Source organism: Peribacillus sp. NPDC096448, from assembly GCF_044762675.1.
Lineage (GTDB): Bacteria > Bacillota > Bacilli > Bacillales > DSM-1321 > Peribacillus > Peribacillus frigoritolerans_B.
In genome coordinates, this window is record NZ_JBIWEU010000009.1 from 48452 (window position 1) to 66870 (window position 18419).

The following is an 18419-nucleotide window of genomic DNA, read 5'->3' on the forward strand; positions in this document are numbered from 1 at the left end:
AGATCGTGGGTTTTCATTACCGAAAAATTCCATTTTCCCACTGATTTGAGGTTCCCTGTCCTTGATAATGATTTCTCAGCTACAGTACAAGCCGTTTTATAAAAGAGTCATATTATATAACGAAGGGGAAATCTTGAAAAAATGAGAACATGCTTTTATTCTTATATTGTTTTTTCATCCCTGGAAACCTCTCTCTAGTAACAAATTATTATAAAAGGAGACGTTTAGGGAATGTGGCCAATTAACAATGGTAAGGAAAGGATACATCTGCCGAATAAAAGTGCAATGCTGTCCCGGCAAGAGATAAAAGCCATTGAGTCCTGGATATCTCAAATAGGGATATTCCAATTTTATAAAACAGCTGGACAAAAAATGTCTACTGCCAGAAAAACGCTAAAGTTCAAGTATAAAATCATTGGGCATGGATTTAACCGGGTCGTCTATGATTTAAATAATGGTTATATATTAAAAGTTGCATTTTCAGAAGTAGGATTAATCAGCAATGCAAACGAAGCCTATATATATAATAACTGTAATGAGAAAGTCAAAAAGTATTTATGTCCGGTTAAGGAGTATGGGACGGGCTGGATTATCATGAAGAAGGTGGACACGAACGTACCGTTTGCAATCAAGGAATATACAAAACTGATCAAGTTGGAATTGAATTTTCTAAGGTACGGAATTATTCCAATAGATTTGCGTTTGGATAATGTCGGATATAACGGGAACGATGAAATGGTTGTCATTGATTACGGTCTATTCACAATGGATCTCAAAAGCCCTGTGCTGCGATGGTTTGTTTGATGATGGAAGGTATCTGCAAGAAAAATATATAATGGAGATCAAATGAAATGATTAGACGAAGCGGTGAATTTTCTGAACTGTTCTTGATTTTATCGAATTATCTAAATGAAAGAAGCATGTTACAATTGGCTTTTTTTGTGTAACATGCTTTTTTATCCGGTTCAAAGGACCATAACTGATGATACAACGCTTGCCACTTTTTTATCATTTTGAAATAAATCTGCGAGTACATAAGCTGTTTTTTTTCCGATTCGGTCAACTTTTGCTTCAACTTGTACGTCTCCTAATCTTACTGGTCGATGAAAGGTAGTATGTAAATCAATGGATGCGAAGGATTGTCCAATGCTTAATTTAGAAGATATCGCATAAGCCATTATGATATCTGCTGCAGAAGTGACAAAACCGCCCATTGCTACACCATTTCCATTTATAAATTTATCATCCACTTTCCATATTCCCCTTGCAATTCCATCCTGGGCATAATTTGCTTCAATCTGTAACGTAAAATCACAATTCGGTGGCTGTTTACCCTCTGTTATAACTTGTAAAAGCTCGTGTCCTTTAAATGATTCCCCCATTAAATTACCCCCCTTGAATAAGTTGAAACTACAGAATATTCTAACATATATCTTGATGTCAATGAAGTTGTTGATTTTGATTTCCACTCCAGGTACTCGCTTTCCGCGGGCGGGCGGGAGCCTCCTCGGCGCGCCTGCGGGGTCTCCCATGCCACGCTTTTCCCGCAGGAGTCTCGTACCTTCCGTTCCAATCAACTTTGTGTTTTAAAAGAAAAAACTGTTAGCTGGTCTCATCACGAACCCTGTTTAAGACCTGTTTATATTTCATATTTTTTCCTGTACTCCTTAATGGATGGAAGAAATATGCGACACTCCTGCCGAAAAACTGTCTAGCCGAGACCCCACAGGCGCTCGTGCAGAGGAGGCTTGGCAGACAGTCGGCGGAGGGAAGCGGAATTCTGAAATCAGCTGTAATGATTTCTAGAAAAAACTGTAGGCTGATCTCATACCGAATTATGTTTGAGACCAGTTTATCCTTTAAGTTTTTTTCACCTATAATCCTTATTGGATGGAAGAAAATTGCGACACTCCTGCCGAAAAACTGTCTAGCCGAGACCCCACAGGCGCTCGTGCAGAGGAGGCTTGGCAGACAGTCGGCGGAAAGGGAGCGGATTTCTGGAATCAGCTGGAATGTTTTCTAGAAAAAACTGCAGGCTGATCTCACACCGAATTATGTTTGAGACTAGTTAATCCTCCTAGTTTGTTTTTTTACTATAATTCTTAATGGATTGAAGAAATTTACGAGACTCCTGTCGAAAAACTGGCTAGCCTAGACCCACAGACGCTTGCGTCGAGGAGGCTCGGCAGACAGTCGGAAAGGGAGCGGATTTCTGAAATCACCGGGAATATTATTTTATAAAAAGCTGTAGGGAAGTTGAAGTTAATAATTATCAAAAAAATCAAAAACTTCTTCTTTTTCTAATTAAATTGTGATAGTGTATAAAACAAAGAAGTATTTCCTTCATCTTAATTTTGAAAAGAAGTATTTAATTCGTCAGGAAGGAGTGATATGGTGGAACATCTTCCATTTAAATTATTAGTAAAAGAAAAATTTGATCATCTATCGGCAGGTCAAAAAAAAGTTGCCGCTTACCTGATCGAAAATTTGGATGAAGCCGCCTTTAAAACGGCATTTCAAATTGGCCGGGAAGCGGAGGTTAGTGAAACAACGGTCATTCGGTTTTCCTATTCATTGGGATTTGAAGGGTTTAGTAAAATGCAGGCGAGGATTCAAAAACAGCTGCTGCACCAAAATCAAATAGACTTATCCAACAGTGATTCCATTCTCCGCATTGATGACAAGCAAGATCCATTTACAAAAGTGATAGAAAACGAAGTTCATATTTTAAGACATCTTTTAGATCATACGAACGTTCAGGATATATGGAAAGCAGTCGATGTCTTGATCCAGGCTGACCAAATATTAATTGCAGGGCATCGGATTTCCCATGCCGCAGCCTATTGGTTCTCCTATACGCTAAGTTCATTAAGGGAAAATGTAAGTTTATGTTCACCAACAGGTGACTTCTATGAAAAGTTTTGTAATCTCACTAACAAGTCTGCGTTAGTTGTTTTTTCCTTTCCAAGATATGCGAATGAAACATTAAAGGTTGCAGAGGTTGCCAAAGAACAAGGAGTTTGTTTAATTTCAGTTACAGACCGCCTTCTGTCACCTGTCGGCCGCATCGCTGATATTTCATTGACCACTGAAGAAAACGCAGAAACCGGAACCAATTCAATCGCTTCCGTTATTAGCTTGTTGGACTTGGTTATTGCAGGCATACATCAAAAAGACGCAAAACGGATTTATACCCATCAGCAAAAATTAGAAAGGCTATATTCAAGCTATGAGGTGTTTAATGAATGAGTTTTAACAAAGTTAAAATTCATGTAAAGGAGGAGGGGCATCATCATGGACCCGATTCAATATATTGATCAGCATCAAGAATCATTGATAAAGTCCTACCATGACCTGCATTCTTTGGCTGAGCCAAGTTGGCAGGAGGAAAAAACGTCTTGCTATATTTTGAAATGTCTTAGGGAAGCGGGAATATCCCTAAAAACATTTCAGAGCCATTATGGAATTATTGCCGAGATTCCAGGCATTTCAAAAAAGGTTGTAGCATTAAGGGCTGATATGGATGCGCTCGTTCAGGAAGTTGATGGGGTTGTAAAGCCCAATCATTCATGTGGACACGACGCACATAGCACAATGGTTTTATATACAGCATTGGCCATTGCTTCCAGCGGAATCCGGCCTAAACACACTCTCCGGTTTATATTTCAGCCTGCAGAAGAAAAAGGGGAAGGCGCTCTTCAAATGATCAATGATGGCGCGTTGGAGAATGTTACATATTTATTCGGGGTACATGTAAGACCCAGTACGGAGGTTCCTTATATGAAGGCTTCCCCCGTCATTGTCCATGGCTCAGCCGAAACAATAAGGGGTACAATCAAAGGCCTTCAGGCTCATGCATCCCGTCCGCAAGATGGAATAAATGTAATCGAAGCAGCAGCTTTAATTGTCCAAAAATTACAACAGATCAATCTGGTAACCGAAATTCCTTATTCCATCAAAATGACTCAATTTGAAACAAACAATAAAGCATCAAACGTTATCCCGGAAACAGCTGTCTTTGCTATTGATGCCAGAGCGCAGTCAAATGATGTAATGAATGAACTAAATCGCTTAACAAAGGAAGCTTTTGAACAGACAATGGAACAAACTGAAACATCGATCTCCTGGTCTGCGGAAGAATTTGTCCCAGCTGCGACCTTGAATGAAAAGGCGATAAAGCTGGCTGAGGCCGCAATTGCAGATATCCTTGGGAAGGAAAATGTCGTTCCGGTCTGTGTTTCTCAAGGAGGAGAGGATTTTCATTTTTATACAGCCGAAAATCCTGATATAACTGCAACCATGATAGGGTTAGGCTGCGATCTAACGCCTGGTCTGCACCATCCGGATATGAAGTTTAATTTACAAGCACTTATTTATGGAACGAAAATTTTAATTAACACAGTCATGATGGCTGCAGAAGAGTAAAATTTTTGTACTTAAAAAATTAATGAAGGGGTGTTTTATGGAAAATACGGCACAAACATCACAAACCGGGGACCAAACAGCTGCTGATGAAAAACAACTTGAGCGAAAACTCAAACCAAGGCATCTTTCGATGATTGCAATCGGCGGCACCATTGGAACGGGGCTATTTTTAGCAAGCGGTTCCATTGTTCATACTGCGGGTCCTGGAGGAGCTGTGGCTGCTTATATAATTGCCGGGATCATGGTTTACTTTCTGATGACAAGCTTAGCCGAAATGGCTGCCCTTATTCCTATTACAGGCTCATTTAGTACCTATACATCAAGGTTTGTCGATCCTGCATTGGGATTTGCGATCGGATGGAACTATTGGTATAACAATGCAATCGTAGTCGCACTGGAATTAGCAGCTTCCTCCCTGATAATGAAATATTGGCTTCCTTCTGTTCCGGGCATCATTTGGAGCGCATTATTTCTTGCACTCATATTTGGATTGAATATTTTATCGGTAAAAGGATATGGAGAATCAGAATTCTGGTTTGCCATTATAAAGGTTTTGACGATTATCATTTTTATTGCAGTAGGTTTATTAATGATTGTAGGAATCATGGGAGGGGATGCCGTAGGTTTTGAAAATATCACCAAAGGGGAGGCACCGTTTAAAGGAGGCTTTTTATCTATTATAAGTGTCTTTATGGTGGTAGGATTTGCCTTTCAAGGTACCGAGTTAGTAGGAATTGCGGCCGGTGAGAGTGAAAACCCGAGAAAAAATATACCAAAGGCCATTAAGCAAATCTTCTGGAGACTTCTCTTGTTCTATGTATTGGCGATAATTGTGATTGGATTTTTAATAAGCTATAATGATCCGCGTTTGTTAAGCTCGGATATTGAAGATATTGCGGTAAGTCCCTTCACTCTGGTTTTTCAAAACGCTGGGCTTGCCATCGCTGCCTCCGTCATGAATGTGGTCATTCTTACTTCCGTTCTTTCTGCAGGCAATTCGGCCATGTACGGAGCTTCTCGCGTGCTTTGGGTGCTGGCGAAAGAAGGCAAGGCCCCTTCGTTTCTAAAAAAAGTGAATTCAGGCGGCATTCCAGTGAACGCTGTGTACTTTTCTACCATCGTTGGGATGGCAGCTTTCCTAACCTCTCTTTTCGGTGAAGGCACGATTTATACTTGGTTATTGAATGCTGCAGGATTATCCGGTTTTTTATCCTGGTTAGGAATTTCGATTACACATTATCGTTTCCGGAAGGCATATATTGCACAAGGTAGAGATTTGAAAGATTTGCCTTATGTATCAAAATGGTATCCATTCGGTCCGATATTAGCCACACTTTTATGTGTTACGGCAATATTGGGACAAAATTACTCTGCATTTTTCGGTCCTGAGATTGACTGGTATGGAATTTTAATTTCCTATATCGGGCTTCCTTTATTTTTCCTGGCTTTTCTAGGATATAAAATCGTAAAGAGAACAAAAATGACTCCATTGCAAGAGGCCGATTTCAGTAAAGTGGAATAACCTCTTTTGTATAAAAGCAGGAAAGTATTTCTTATTATGAAAGACCATTTACATGATAGCTCCAGTGCCTCATAACGACATGCCGTCAGCTGTGGACTGCCTTGTCATCTTATGTTGTCAATAAGGGCACTTGTGCTATGCCAAGGAGGTTGACCATGACGAAATCACAGGAAATTATAATTCGTTCTATTCATGGAATTGAAGAACTAGAGGACGTAAGAAAGCTAGAGTCCAGCATTTGGGGAGAAACCGACTCAATCCCCACACACCAAACCTTAACAGCCGTGAAAAACGGCGGTTTGGTTATAGGAGCTTATTGCGACGGAAAGCTGATTGGATTTCAATACAGCTTTCCGGGATTCAATGGGCAATCAGCCTATCTTTGTTCACATATACTAGGCATAGATGAGCAATTTCGCAACAAAGGTATAGGCGAGAAGTTAAAGTTAGCACAACGTGAGGAAGCGCTTAAGCTCGGCTATTCCCTTATTACCTGGACATACGATCCTTTAGAAAGTGTCAATGGGTATTTAAATATAGCCAAGCTCGGCGGGGTATGCTCCACATATATAGCAAACTGCTATGGTGAAATGGAAGATCTATTAAACAGTGGAATTCCTTCTGACCGCTTTCTTGTCGAATGGCATATTGATAAAAAAGAGACAACGGATTCTAGCGGAGGGGGAATGCCGCTGGACTTTATGATGGAAAACTCGCTTATTCAATGGGATACCATTGAAAAGGGATTGCCTGTTCCATCTTTCACTCGCTCGCTGCCTGAACAAGAATGTGAAACAGCTTTTGTGGCCCTTCCAAAGGACTTCCGAACAATAAGAGTCACAAATATTCAAGCGGCCAAAGAATGGCGGATGAAAACCAGGGACATTTTTACCGGATTATTTCAGCAAGGATGGCAGGTAACAGGTTTTATGAAGAATTCCATGACGGAAATTCCCGTTCAGTTTTATGTGCTATCAAGGAAATGAACTAGAAGAATATATATAATGTTTAGTAATTTCAGGCTGTGTAAGCCTATTAATAAAAAATTTGTAAGACTGTGTCCATTAACAGTTTTATCACAGAAGGAGAATTTCTAAGTGAAAATTAAACAAGTTATTCTAAGGCATCTTAAGCTAGACTTGCTTGAACCTTTTACAACTAGCTTTGGGACGGAATGCGATAGGGATTTTATCCTTGTAGAAGCCATAAGCGATGATGGCATTTCCGGTTGGGCTGAATCGGTTGCGATGCTCGACCCTCTGTATAATGAAGAGACCTTAAAAACAAACTGGCATATACTAGAAGACTATCTAATTCCAATAATCCTAAAAAATGAAATCAAGCATCCTGATGAAATTTCCGAAAAATATTTCACCCATATTCGCGGAAATTATATGGCAAAAGCCGCTTTAGAGGGTGCCGTTTGGGATTTGTATGCTAAAAAGCAAGGTGCTTCTCTTTCAAATGTGTTAGGTGGAACAAAAAAGAAAATTGAAGTGGGGGTAAGCATCGGAATAAAGGATTCGATCGATTCGACCCTGGATATAATTGAAGCTCGTCTCGGTGAAGGCTATAAACGTTTTAAACTAAAAATTAAACCGGGCTGGGATGTTGAACTAATAGACAAGGTACGAAAAGTATATCCTGAAATCCCGCTCATGGCCGATGCAAATTCAGCTTATACCTTAAAAGATATAGACCGGTTATCCGCCTTGGATGATTTTAATTTAATGATGATTGAGCAGCCGCTTGCCTATAATGATATCATTGACCATGCAGATTTACAGTCAAGGTTAAAAACACCTATTTGCCTGGATGAAAGCATACACTCATTAGAGGATGCCAGGAAAGCTATTAAATTGGGCAGCTGTAAAATTATTAATATTAAGATTGGCCGTGTCGGAGGTTTGACTGAATCTAAGAAAATCCATGATTTATGCCTTGAACATGGCATTCCGCTATGGTGTGGGGGTATGCTGGAATCAGGAATTGGAAGAGCACATAATATTGCAATCACTTCACTGCCGAACTTCACTCTTCCCGGCGATACCGCAGCTTCCTCCCTCTATTGGGCAGAAGATATCACTGACCCTGAAGTTACAGTGGAAAACGGAATGATCAGTGTTCCAGAATTGCCTGGAATCGGCTATGAACCAAGCATGGAAAAAATCAAAAAGTATACTATACACAGTCAAACCTATCATTTAAGTGAGAATGTTGCTAGAAACGCCTAGGGTGCTACAACATTGCATAAAGGCATGATTCCCGAAAAAGGGAGCATGCCTTTTTTATTTATAATCCACTTTCCATTCAAAAAATATTGTAATTCGACCTTCTGCCATGTATGGTGTTATGAAATGCAGATTAGCTTTTCTAATATCCTTTAAAAAGTTATCATAATAGAGTCTTTGTACATTGTATATGTACACATTTATGATACAAAACTGTATGTATAGAAAAAAGGGGTGAGACGATGCGAAATTTACATATTATCTGTGCCGTAATAACCGTCTACCTTTTCTTTTTTTGCTGTTTCTTTCCTTCAGCAGTCCATTCGGAAGCCCAAAAAGTGATACGGGTTGCAGGGGATAATAACTTTCCACCTTTTGAATACTTGAGCGATTCGGGTGTTTATACCGGTTTTAATGTGGATATAATGAACGCCATTTCTATCGAGACTGGCATTAAGTTCGAATATTATCCCATGCCGTGGAACGAGGCAGTGCAAGCTATGCGCTCTGGAAGAGTGGATGCGATTCAAGGCATGAAGTACAATCAAGAACGTGAAGAGTTTTATGATTTTTCAGCTCCGTATTTCACAAGTTCACAAGGAATTTTTGTGTTGAAAGATACTATGTATATCCGAAAAATCGAAGATCTTAAAGGCCGGAAAGTAGCTGTACAAAAAGGAGATGTTGCAAGCGGTCTATTAAGTAAAGTCGATCGTTTGCAATTGGTGGAAACTAATAATCAACAAGAAGCCGTTCAGTCCCTGATAGACGGAAAAGTGGATGCTTTCATTGGAAATCGGATTACTGGTCAATATTTTCTACAGAAAAATGAGCAGCAATCACTCATTAAGATTGTCGGTGAGCCACTTGACACCACAAATTATGCTGTGGCTGTGATGCCGAAAAACAAAGAGTTGCTGACACTATTCAATCAGGCAATTTCTCAAATCAAGAAAGATGGAACGTATGAAAAGATAGAGAAAAAGTGGTTCGGGGAATATATCCTGCCAAATACTCAACGGCTACGCAAAACGCTGTTGTATTTGGAAATTGGTCTTATTCTTACCTTCATTGTGATTTCTCTCATCTTATGGTGGAATCTCAGCCTTAAACGCGAAGTGGCTAAGCGAACCGAGCAAATTGAGCACGTGAATAAAGACTTGGAAGAGAAGATGCTGCTTCTTGAGGAAAACATCAACTTTCAGCAGCAAGTATTAAACAGTGCCTACAGTTCGCTTATTACACTGAATCAGCAAGGTCTTGTATCGATGATTAATGTTAGGGCCATGGAATATTTGGGGGTGGACGGTAATGTTGTTGGAAAACGTTTTCAGGATCTGCCAACTGCCCGTTTCATCCCGGAAAAGGAGATTAAGGCTGCATTAGAGAAAAAGAGAGTTTTCTTGCAAAAGGAAACGGTATGGTCTCATTATGCGAGTGAAAAAAGGCATATAACTTACAGCATGTATCCGATTCAGACTATTGGGGGAGAAAGTGTAGGTGCGGTGTTGAATTTTTTCGATAGTACGGAACAAAAACAACTGGAGAGAAAAGTAGCTCAGGATGATCGATTGCGTTCACTGGGTCAACTCGTGGCGGGTATCGCTCATGAAATAAGAAATCCGTTAACATCCATCCTTACCTATACGCAATTGCTGCCGAAAAAATTTGCAAGCGCAGATTTCCGAACGTTCTTTTCCGAACAGGTCACTAGTGAAATTACCCGACTTAATACATTGATTAACGATTTGCTCGATTATGCCCGCCCTAAAAAATCAGAGCCTGTCACATTTTCGCTGAATGAGGCCATGGCAGGGATTGAGCTATTGCTTAAGCCGAAAATCAAAGAAAAAAACCTGAGCATTGTTCGAGAGTTCGCTGGAGACATTCAGGCAACTGCAGATACACAGCAAATCAAACAAGTACTGGTTAACGTCATTCTTAATGCCATTCAGGCGTCCAATATTGGGGGAACCCTTATTTTTCGGGCATATTATCGGGATATGTTCACTGTCGTTGAAATCGAGGATGAAGGAATCGGCATTTCGGAAGAAGACATTGATAAGATCTTTGAACCGTTTTACACCAGGAAACCAAACGGGGTCGGGCTAGGGCTTTCTATTACGTATCAGCTTGTCAAAGAAAACGATGGCACTATCGAGACAAGAAGTGAAGTAGGAAAGGGAACAGTAGTGACCATTTGTTTACAGCATTAATACAGAAAGGGTGAAGACGATGCACGATATCATGATTATTGATGATGAGCCAACCATTTGTCAGTCACTTACGTTTGCATTGGAAGACCAGTATCACGTTTATTCGTTTACAGACCCACGTCAAGCGCTTCCGCTTCTCGAAAGGGCAGAAATCGCCATCGTTTTGCTGGATTTGAAAATCGGGGGTTACAATGGGATGGAAGTGTTAGAAGAAATCAAACGCCTCTCCCCCTCGACTGTTGTCATTATGATGACGGCCTACGGTACCATCCCATCTTCCGTAGAAGCAATGCGTAAGGGTGCGTTTTCATATGCGACAAAGCCGCTTCATATTGATGAATTGGAAGTGCTGATGCAAAAAGCAGAAGAAGTATACACCCTTCAGTCCAAAGTGAAATGGCTGAGTGAAGAATTGGATAAGGTGGCAGGTGTGAATGGCCTTATCGGTGAAAGTTTGGCAATGCGCAAAATATTCTCCCTCATCGAAAAAGTGAAGGATATCGATTCAAACATCCTCATAGAAGGGGAAAGTGGAACCGGTAAAGAAGTCGTCGCCAGAACAATCCATAATCAAAGCAAGCGCAGAAACAAAAAGTTTCAGGCTATTAATTGTGCCGCCATTCCGACTCACCTGTTGGAATCAGAATTATTTGGGTACGAAAAGGGCGCATTTACAGGAGCGACACAGCGGAAATATGGACTGTTTGTTTTGGCGGAAGGAGGAACAATCTTTCTTGATGAAATCGGTGAGATGGATTTGGCGCTTCAGGGGAAGATTTTGCGCGTTCTCCAAGAGAGAAAGGTAATGCCCGTTGGCGGGATGGAAGAAGTCAGCATCGATGTCCGGATCATTGCAGCGACAAACAGAGACTTGGTTAAAGAAGTAAAAGAAAATCGATTTCGTGAAGATTTATATTACAGATTGAATGTAATTCCGATTCACCTTCCGGCTTTACGTGAACGAAAAGAGGACATTCCTTTGTTGTTGGAATTTTTCATTGCAAAAATTGGTGATCGAATGGGAAAACCAGTAGAAGGAATTTCCCATGAAGCGCTGCAGCTTTTACAGCAATATGACTTCCCAGGAAATATTCGTGAACTTCAGAACGTGATTGAAAGGGCAATAGCGCTTACGAATGAGTCTTACATACAGAAAGCCGATTTACCTTCCGACATCCAAAAAAACTCGCGCGCATTTTTCGGCAATACCTTAATCCCTGTCTATGTAGGCGAACCGCTTGAAGAAATCGAAAAAAGAGTGATTCTTCATAACCTTGCCGCTTTTAACGGTCATCAAAGGAGGACAGCGCAAACAATTGGCATCGGGGAAAGGACATTGCGGGACAAGTTGAAGAAATATCGGGAAGAAAAGTAGGCGAAAATTGCCGAGCGGCAATTTTCGCCTGCTTTTTATTTTGAATATATCTGAATTTTCCACTGTTTTTAGGGAGATGGAGCTGGCATGAAACTTGCTTAAATAAAATTGTAGTAAACCATTAATCAGAATGGGGGGGTTATAGATATACACCATAATGGTCTACAGAGCTCAACTGGAAGTTACAGTGCGGCGAAAGCGGGGATGTGCGAAATGCATCAGGTAGTATAAGTCAATAGCCTATCAAAATTTAACGAAACAAAAAGGACAAGCCATTGCACCAGATCTTTTAATATACTACAACCCGAATTTTATTGGCGATTGCAAATATGGAGTATTTTTATTTATGGGGAGGAAAAATAAATGTATGCGTTACCAAATATGGATTTATGGAAAGGCAGAACAGATAGTCTAATAGATAAAGATGAATTTAGAATTCATCAAATAGTTAAAGATAATCAGACAACATCAATAAATAATACATGTGGAATAATAGGGTTCTCATGTGAAGAAGGCGTACGCAGGAATAAAGGAAGACTTGGAAGCAAAGCAGCTCCCAATGAAATACGTAAATCCTTATCTTCTCTATCTTGGCATGGCCAATCAGCAGATAGTCTAATTGATTTTGGAAATATCATTTGTGAAAATCAACAGTTAGAGGCAGCACAAGCTGAATTGGGAAGCCACGTAGAGAAAATATTAACTAAAAATATGTTTCCCGTTATATTGGGGGGCGGACATGAAACCTTTTATGGTCATTATCTAGGAATTAGGTCGAGTGTTGGACCCAATGCCAAAATAGGTATTCTTAACATTGATGCTCATTTTGACTTACGCTCATATGAAGAAATAACTTCTTCTGGAACGATGTTTAAACAAATATTAGATAATGATCATAAAGCTAGTTATTTGCCTATTGGCATTCAACGTTATGGAAATACAAAAAAATTATTTGACACTGCAACTACTCTTGGTTGCTCTTGGATATTGGAAGAAGAATTAGTAGATGGGAAGTCTGAGGAAAATGAATATAAAATTCTGAATTTTATAAATCAACATGATTATATTATATTGACACTTTGTATGGATGTTATAAACGCTTCTGAAGCACCGGGTGTTAGTGCCCCCTCCTCATTTGGTCTTACTGGAAAAATGGTTAGACAATTGATTCGCAAGATTACTTCACATCCGAAAACTATTTCATTTGATATCTGTGAAGTGAATCCATCATTAGATTGTGATAATCGCACTGCAAAACTAGCTGCAAACCTAATAAATGAAGTATTCATGTGTGTGGAGAGGAGATAGACGATATGAACATCGAGATTAATCAAACGATCACTATTTTTTTAGCGATACTGCTTTTAGCATTAGGCGGTATTATCGTTAAGAATGTCAAATTATTTAGACACTTTTGTATCCCTGCACCTGTTGTCGGGGGGTTACTTTTTGCAATCGTAGCTACAAGTCTTAAAACCTTTTTAAATATAACCATTTCATTGGATACGGCACTCCAGGGATTATTCATGTTAACGTTTTTTACATCTGTTGGGTTGGGTGCCAGTTTTCAATTAGTAAAAGTCGGCGGTAAATTATTATTAATATATTGGTTGTTATGTGGGTTTCTGGCATTTGCTCAAAATTTAATCGGAATTTCTTTAGCACCCGTTTTTGGGATTGATCCATTGATTGGTATGATGGCAGGAGCAATTTCCATGGAAGGTGGCATAGGTGCAGCTACAGCATTTGGTGGTACGATTGAATCGCTGGGAATTCAATCTGCCCAAGCAATTGGAATAGCAGCAGCTACATTAGGATTAGTATTTGGTGGATTAGTTGGAGGTCCAACTGTAAAGTATCTAATTAATAAACATAAATTAACACCAAGTAAAAAGGATATTGAAATTCAAGAAAAGAAAGAAATGGAAGACAAAATAGAATTGAATGTAGCTTCATTTATGAAACAAGTATTAATTCTGACATTTTGTATGGCTTTAGGTTCATATCTAGGAGAGTTATTTTCGGCGAAGACAGGTTATGTTTTACCGAATTATGTTGGAGCAATGATAGTGGCTGTAATAGTTAGGAATATTTTAGATAAAATAAATGGAAAAATTATCGAAATGCCAAGTATTAATTTTATTGGAGATATCACTTTAGGTATTTTCTTATCGATGGCATTAATGAGTATAAAATTATGGGAAGTTGCCGACCTTGCTTTACCAATTATTTTAATTGTGGTGATACAAGTAATTTTCATTATACTTTTAAGCATATTCATCATGTTTCGCTTTCTTGGCAAAAACTACGATGCGGCAGTTATGGTTGGAGGGTTCATCGGACATGGTATAGGGGCTACACCAAATGCTATGGCAAATATGTCAACAATTACTTCGAAATATGGGCCTTCAAGTAAAGCATATTTAATCGTTCCGATAGTCGGTGCATTTCTTATTGATGTTTTTGCCATGCCAATCATCATCATAAGTATTAATCTATTTAAATGATAATTTGTTCTTAATTAATAGTTTATCGGGATTATTAAGGCATGGAAAAAGTGGGTTTACTGCAAAGTTCACCTTTGTCAAAAAATGGATTGGATATAGTGGTACCGAATGTTTTTGGAAGTACCAAAACATTCGGTATTGATTTTTTTATTCCGAAATAGCCCATGTAGCAGGTAATTCAAAATGGTTTATCTGTATGATTATTAATGCACCGGAATCCTATCAATATCAAGTAGGCATCATCTACCATGTGTGTAGCCTGATTTAGTAAGAATGATGCTGCGATGATCAGAGATAAGTAGAATAAGCTCTGTTATGCCTCTCTGATAATAGTATCCATCCTGGCCGAAATTGATTTGTACAGAAAAAATTTAATAATTAAAGGGGGGAAATCGTTGTCATATTCACTAAAAATAATAAGGAAAAGTGAACAAATAACGAGTCTTTGGTCTGGTGGTAAAACAACTCAACTAGCCATTTATCCTGCAGATGGAGATTACTCGAAGCGTGATTTCAAATGGCGGATAAGTACAGCAGATGTCGAGGTGGACGAATCCTTATTTACTCATCTTCCAGGCATTCAAAGAATAATCATGATCCTTGATGGTGAAATGTCGCTGCAATATCAGGGGAAAAACGGTGTACATTTAAAGCCATTTGAACAGGATCGGTTTGATGGAGGCTGGACAACCCGCAGTATTGGAAGGGTCACTGACTTTAATTTGATGTTAGCGGAAGGATGCGAAGGAGACATTAGCACGATTAATGTGAATGATGGAACCCATGCTGAAGTGTTGGATAATGGGGAAGCTTCGAAAAGGACCGACGCCTACTATTGTTTCAAAGGAAAGAGTACAATGAGTATCGATGATAAAGAGACTATTGTTTTAAAGCAAGGTGACTTGGTAATCTTAAACATAGATCATTTCTGCAACCATTTAAATATAAAGTTATCAAATCACGATGACGACTCCACGGCAACAATTATTAAGGTAAGTATTTTTTATTGATAGAGAAATTCTGGGTTGTCAAAGCATCCTTCTCATATATAAATTGATTGCACCCCAAAGATGAGATTTGCCGTCATCACGTACACTGCCCAATGGTTGACAAAAGGTTCTGCCGATCACGTACCTTTTTTAGAGTAATAATACATCTAAGATTATATTTGTAGAAAGAGTTTACTTAATGATATTTTTTAATAATTAATCAGAGCTGGACTAGTCGACTAAGTTTGTATCAAAAGGGGTTCCATCTGGAGTTTTAAACAAAGTTGATTGGAGCGGGTAATCGAGACTTCTGCGGACCGACCGCGGAAAGCGAGTGCCTGAAATGGAAATTAACGTTCATATTTTACACCCCCTCAAAAAAATGTAGGCTATCTTAATTAATATCGAGTTTGTCTACAGCCTGAGCCATCCTTAGACGGCTTTTTCTTTTTGAAATAAATGGACAGATTAGTTGGTGTTAAAATAATTCAGTCACTTCAGGAGATAAAGTGTCTATTTTATGATTAAATTATTTTGATATATCCAAGCCCTTAATTATTTGTGAATATTTGGTATTTGAAATCAAATTAAAACACTTACATTTCCTTTTATCTGTGCATAATTACCTGAAAATATAAAATTATCTTTAAATTCAAATAATTCAGTGTTATTATTTTATAAGAATATTCAAACTATTAAACTGGAAGGTGAGGGAACTCATATGTCACAGATGTTGGCTTTAGTTATTGTAATTCTGATTTTATTTGTAGGAGACATAGTGGCGGTTCGAACAAAAGCATGGGTGCCTTCCGTTTTCATTTCAGCAATCCTGTTTCTATGTGGTTATTGGACATTCTTCCCGCAAGACATCGTTTCAATAGCAGGTGTTCCACCGGTAGTGGCAACCATGATGATGTACCTATTGATCACGAATATGGGAACATTGCTTTCAATAAGGGAATTGGTAAATCAATGGAAAACGATTGTAATCTCCTTATCTGGTATTTTTGGTATTGTTGCACTATTATTCGGAATTGGCATATTTATATTTGATCTGCAAACTGTCCTTGTAGCGATTCCGCCTTTAGTGGGCGGGATGGTATCCTCAATAATCATGTCGGAAGGAGCGGCAGACGCAGGACTTACAAGTTTGTCCGTTTTTGCCATTGTTATTTATGTAATGCAAGGCTTTGCTGGATATCCTTTAACTTCAATTGTCTTGAAGAAAGAAGGGAAGAAGCTTTTGGGGCAATATCGCAATGGGCAATTAACGGTAAAAAAGAGTGATACTGCAGGCGCTGCAGAAGGCATGACTGAACTTAAGCTGTTTAAAAAACTTCCTGAAAAATATAATACGGAATATTTTAAATTTTTCAGACTTGCTGTTGTTGCTTTTCTCGCTTACCTTGTTTCGACTGGATTAGCCCCAATTATATCCATAAATGCATTTGTTCTTTGCTTACTATTCGGGGTTGTCGGAAAAAGTATCGGTTTCTTGGAAAGACAGACTCTGCAAAAAGCAAATGGATTTGGATTTGCCATCATGGCCCTTATGCTTTTCGTCTTTGATGGATTAAAAAATGCAACACCAAGTATGATGATGGAGATTCTTTACCCACTTGTTGTTTGCATTTTCTTAGCTGTGATTGGCATGTATATATTCTCATTCATTGCAGGGAAATTGTTAAAAGTCAGCAAAGAAATGGCCTTTGCTGTATCTTTAACAGCATTATACGGATTTCCAGCCGATTACATTATTACCAATGAAGTCGTCAATTCATTAACAAAAGACGAAAATGAAAAAGAAGCATTGCTAAGTCATATGCTGCCGCCAATGCTTGTTGGTGGATTTATATCGGTTACAATCGTATCGGTTATTTTGGCAGGAATATTCGTACAATTCTTGTAAAATAGGAGGGATTCTAAGTGAGTCTTATCGAACGTATAGAAAAGCAAATAAATGATTTGAGCGAATTTACATCAACACCCGGAAAAGGGACTACCCGGCTTACTTATAGCAAGGAAGACTTACTTACACGCAATTATATTAAAAATAAAATGATGGAATACGGTCTAACAGTACAGGAAGATGGGTTTGGAAATATTTTTGGAAAGCTTGAGGGTACTTTAAAAGATGCACCAAGCGTTATGGTCGGTTCACATTTTGATTCCGTACCAAATGGCGGTGCGTATGACGGACCAGCTGGTGTAATTGTCGCTCTTGAAGTGGCTGCCTTATTTGCAGAAAATCAATTAACACCTAAATATCCATTGGAAATCGTTGCCCTGATTGAAGAGGAGGGTGCTCGTTTTGGCGGAGGACTAATGGGGTCGAGAGGAATAGTGGGAACGCTTAGTGAGGAAAGTTTTAAAAACTTAAGGGATGAAGAAGGTATCACAACGATTGAAGCGATGTCAAAAATTGGACTGGATCCATCTCTTCCGAAAAGGAGAAATCCCAATAACATTAAAGCATTTCTCGAATTGCATATAGAACAAGGACCTATCCTTGAAGAGAAGAATATCCCCATAGGTGTCGTTGAAGCTATTGTTGGTTTAACTCAATTTGAAGTAACCATTGAAGGTAAGGCCGGACATGCAGGCACAACCCCGATGGATCGCCGTACGGATGCACTGGTTGCTGCCGCTCAAATTATTTCTCAATTACCGAGCTTTGCAATTGAGGAAGGAGAAGGAACGGTTATCACGACAGGACGACTGAATGTTTTACCAAATGGAGCCAACGTCATCCCAAATAAAGTCGTATTTTCGGTAGATATTCGATCAAGCAAGGAAAAACATATTAACAATGTCATCAAGCGGATGAAGGAATTGATCGAATCCTACCATGAACAGGGGATCCATACAACGGCGGAACAGCTGTTATATATGCCGCCAAAGGTATTGAGTAGTGAGATTAAAGCTTTATTTAAAGATAAAAGTTCTGATTTGGAAATTCCATACTGTTCCATTAATAGTGGTGCAGGTCATGATGCGATGGTTTTTTCCGATGTTACTGATGTTGGCATGCTCTTTGTTCCAAGTAAAGCAGGACTAAGTCATTGTCCGGAGGAATGGTCTGATGCACGTCATTTAGCAAATGGAGTGCAAATCTTTTTCGAAGTGGCTAAAAGTTTAACGGAGGTGGAATAAG

14 protein-coding genes are annotated in these 18419 nt (G+C 39.1%); 13 read left to right on the forward strand and 1 reads right to left on the reverse strand.

The window, feature by feature from the left end:
* Positions 1-231: 231 nt before the first annotated feature.
* Positions 232-804: a hypothetical protein gene (locus tag ACIQ0C_RS16035; RefSeq protein WP_402840849.1), complete on the forward strand. Its 573-nt coding sequence runs from the start codon at positions 232-234 to the stop codon at positions 802-804.
* Between the two features lie 161 nt (positions 805-965).
* Here ACIQ0C_RS16035 and ACIQ0C_RS16040 read toward each other — a convergent pair whose 3' ends face one another.
* Complete coding sequence (locus tag ACIQ0C_RS16040; RefSeq protein WP_402840852.1) at positions 966-1382, reverse strand: PaaI family thioesterase; 417 nt, start codon at positions 1380-1382, stop codon at positions 966-968.
* A gap of 1009 nt (positions 1383-2391) precedes the next feature.
* Here ACIQ0C_RS16040 and ACIQ0C_RS16045 point away from each other — a divergent pair.
* The 12 genes from ACIQ0C_RS16045 to ACIQ0C_RS16100 all read left to right on the forward strand — a co-directional run bounded on the left by ACIQ0C_RS16045 (position 2392) and on the right by ACIQ0C_RS16100 (position 18418).
* Complete coding sequence (locus ACIQ0C_RS16045; RefSeq protein WP_402840854.1) at positions 2392-3249, forward strand: MurR/RpiR family transcriptional regulator; 858 nt, start codon at positions 2392-2394, stop codon at positions 3247-3249.
* A gap of 45 nt (positions 3250-3294) precedes the next feature.
* Positions 3295-4425, forward strand: a complete 1131-nt coding sequence (locus ACIQ0C_RS16050) for an amidohydrolase (RefSeq protein ID WP_403061661.1) — start codon at positions 3295-3297, stop codon at positions 4423-4425.
* Between the two features lie 37 nt (positions 4426-4462).
* Positions 4463-5947 carry an amino acid permease gene (locus ACIQ0C_RS16055; RefSeq protein ID WP_403061664.1) on the forward strand — a complete coding sequence of 495 codons (1485 nt, stop codon included), beginning with the start codon at positions 4463-4465 and terminating at the stop codon, positions 5945-5947.
* A gap of 155 nt (positions 5948-6102) precedes the next feature.
* Entirely contained in the window at positions 6103-6933 is an 831-nt protein-coding gene (locus ACIQ0C_RS16060) for a GNAT family N-acetyltransferase (RefSeq protein WP_403061667.1), read from the forward strand.
* A gap of 111 nt (positions 6934-7044) precedes the next feature.
* Entirely contained in the window at positions 7045-8181 is a 1137-nt protein-coding gene (gene menC / locus ACIQ0C_RS16065) for an o-succinylbenzoate synthase (RefSeq protein WP_402840864.1), read from the forward strand.
* Positions 8182-8420: 239 nt separating this feature from the next.
* On the forward strand, positions 8421-10394 hold the full coding sequence (locus ACIQ0C_RS16070; protein WP_403061670.1) for a transporter substrate-binding domain-containing protein: 1974 nt from the start codon (positions 8421-8423) through the stop codon (positions 10392-10394).
* A 19-nt stretch (positions 10395-10413) separates the two neighbouring features.
* A complete protein-coding gene (locus ACIQ0C_RS16075; RefSeq protein WP_403061673.1) occupies positions 10414-11769 on the forward strand; it encodes a sigma-54-dependent transcriptional regulator in 1356 nt (451 codons plus the stop codon).
* Positions 11770-12132: 363 nt separating this feature from the next.
* Positions 12133-13077 carry a formimidoylglutamase gene (gene hutG, locus ACIQ0C_RS16080; protein ID WP_403061676.1) on the forward strand — a complete coding sequence of 315 codons (945 nt, stop codon included), beginning with the start codon at positions 12133-12135 and terminating at the stop codon, positions 13075-13077.
* A gap of 5 nt (positions 13078-13082) precedes the next feature.
* On the forward strand, positions 13083-14276 hold the full coding sequence (gene gltS / locus ACIQ0C_RS16085) for a sodium/glutamate symporter (RefSeq protein WP_403061679.1): 1194 nt from the start codon (positions 13083-13085) through the stop codon (positions 14274-14276).
* Between the two features lie 395 nt (positions 14277-14671).
* The gene (locus ACIQ0C_RS16090; RefSeq protein ID WP_403061682.1) at positions 14672-15286 is read left to right on the forward strand and encodes a HutD/Ves family protein; all 615 of its coding nucleotides are present in this window, start codon (positions 14672-14674) and stop codon (positions 15284-15286) included.
* Positions 15287-15986: 700 nt separating this feature from the next.
* On the forward strand, positions 15987-17174 hold the full coding sequence (locus ACIQ0C_RS16095; RefSeq protein ID WP_403061685.1) for a hypothetical protein: 1188 nt from the start codon (positions 15987-15989) through the stop codon (positions 17172-17174).
* Positions 17175-17191: 17 nt separating this feature from the next.
* Entirely contained in the window at positions 17192-18418 is a 1227-nt protein-coding gene (locus ACIQ0C_RS16100; RefSeq protein WP_403061688.1) for a Zn-dependent hydrolase, read from the forward strand.
* Position 18419 lies beyond the last annotated feature (1 nt).